Annotated in this window: 1 protein-coding gene; it reads right to left on the bottom strand. The window is 39.7% G+C overall.

The window, feature by feature from the left end:
- Positions 1-697 precede the first annotated feature (697 nt).
- A complete protein-coding gene (guaA, locus tag BUB85_RS20695; RefSeq protein ID WP_073113355.1) occupies positions 698-2,251 on the bottom strand; it encodes a glutamine-hydrolyzing GMP synthase in 1,554 nt (517 codons plus the stop codon).
- Between the last annotated feature and the right edge of the window lie 238 nt (positions 2,252-2,489).

The following is a 2,489-nucleotide window of genomic DNA, read 5'->3' as shown; positions in this document are numbered from 1 at the left end:
CATAAGCATGGAATAAATGCTTTTACAGCAATCAGAGAAGCCCTTTTAGGGAATTCCGATATCATCTTTAACTAATGGAGTTCTGAACAGTTACTGTTCATCAATTAATGTAAGCGCATCGGGAACAAGAATCACATCTCTTGCTGGTGCATCCTTTTTCAAACGATCAACTACATTGGATTCTGAGGTTTTCCACTCGCCTTTGACTAAAACGTCTTTTCTGGCATACATTTGCGAGATATGTAAAAGCCTTTTTTCGTTATTTTGATTGATTCAAATCGATTGATTGCAAGTGCTTCGCCGATCCGCAAACCAGTGTAAAACAAAATGGAAAAATCAGAAAACGAATATCGTTTGTTTCAAAATATTCTTCAAAACTGGCTTTGATTAAAGCCTCTGCATTTTCAAGATAATAAATCTGAGAACTCTGTGCTTTCGATATTAATGTTACACAGGGAGAAAATGTTAGGAGACAAGCATGGCAACTGATACAAGATCTCTTGTGGGATAGACCAGATTTTTTAAATGTATTCAAAAAGAGTGGTTTGCTAAGCCCGAAATATAGATAGTGAGATGAAATACAATTTGTAGCATAAACACGCATTGGCAAATTTGGTGGGAGCTAGGTATTGGAATGCTATTATAGATTCTTACAAAGGTGCCTATGTAAAAGCTATTACTGATACAAAACACAGTTCTATTCCCACTCTACTGTCCCAGGTGGCTTTGATGTAATATCATACACTACTCTGTTAACAATACCTTTCATTTCATTTGTAATTCGTCCTGATACCTTTCCTAGAATTTCATAAGGAATCTTTGCCCAATCAGCCGTCATAAAGTCATCTGTTGTGACGGCACGGATAGCAATCAAATCAGCGTAAGTTCTGTGATCACCCATGACACCTACTGTGTTGACACCCGGCAGTACACAGAAAAACTGTGCCAATTCTTTTTCATAACCGTTCTTTGCCATCTCATCACGGAGAATCCAGTCGGCTTCCTGCAGGACTGCGATACGCGGGGCTGTGATCTCGCCAATAATACGAACTCCGAGACCAGGTCCCGGGAATGGCTGGCGCCATACGAGTTCGTGTGGCAGGCCAAGTGTTTCGCCAACCTTACGGACTTCATCTTTAAAAAGATCTTTCAATGGTTCGATCGTGCCGAGGAACTGAACGTCTGTGGGTTGATCAACCATGTTATGATGTGTCTTGATTGTATCAGACTTACCATTCTTACCTTTACCAGATTCAATACGGTCAGGATAAATGGTTCCCTGTGCAAAATAGCTGAGGCAGTCTGTCTGGTGTTTTTTGATTTCATCCCAGAATACTCTATAGAATTCTGTACCAATAATCTTACGCTTTTCTTCAGGATCAATGACACCTTTCAATTTCTCAAGATACGATTCTTTGCAATCTATACGGACAAAGTTCATATCGAACTTGCCTGTAAATGTTTCTTCAATCTCATCGCCTTCGTTTTTACGCATCAAGCCGTGATCAACAAATACGCATGTTAACTGCTTGCCAATAGCCCTTGAAAGAAGAGCTGCTGCAACAGATGAGTCAACACCACCGGATAAACCGAGGATAACATGTTTCTCGCCAATCTGTCCGCGGAGCTCTTTTACAGTATTTTCAACAAAAGATTCCATCTGCCAGTCACCTGCACATTCGCAGATATCCATAACAAAATTACTGAGCATCTTTTTACCTTCTTTTGTATGCAGTACTTCCGGATGAAACTGTGTTGCATACAGTTTACGCGCAGGATTTTCCATTGCTGCGACAGGACATACAGGTGTATGACCGATGATCTTGAAACCTTCCGGTACTTGCTTAATATAGTCTGTATGGCTCATCCAGCAGCCTGTCGTTGCTTCGATGCCCTTAAACAATACAGAATTTGTATCAACTTCAACATCTGTATGACCGTATTCACTGACAGGCGCTGTTGCAACCTCACCGCCTAGTGTCCATGCCATAAGCTGTGAACCATAGCAGATACCGAGAATCGGTATACCTAAGTCGAATATCGCTTTCTCATAATGTGGGGATGTTTCATCATAAACACTATTTGGACCACCGGTAAAGAGAATGCCCTTTGGATTCAGTGCTTTGATTTCTTCGATGCTCTTTGTGTAAGGTAAAACTTCACAATAAACATTGCACTCTCTGACTCTTCGTGCAATCAACTGATTATACTGACCACCAAAATCCAATACGATAACCATTTCATTTGCCATGGAATCCCTCCTACGTTCTCTACTTTAATATTATTGTTATTCCTATGATTGTGTTCATTTTTAAGCATTCTGTCTCTATCATTAATAGGACTACAAAAATTCTACACTATTTATAAAAAAATAACAAGTCATCTACCAAGCTAACAGCGTTGAGGAATAAATTTAATTGTGTCTATCCCTCATCTACTGTGTATGTTTTTTAGCACTTTATCCACATTTTCCTTGTTAACGCCTTTTG

Source organism: Hespellia stercorisuis DSM 15480 (assembly GCF_900142165.1).
GTDB classification, from domain to species: Bacteria; Bacillota; Clostridia; order Lachnospirales; family Lachnospiraceae; genus Hespellia; species Hespellia stercorisuis.
The sequence above is the reverse complement of the archived record's forward strand: the minus strand, read 5'-3'. Positions and strand labels throughout refer to the sequence as shown.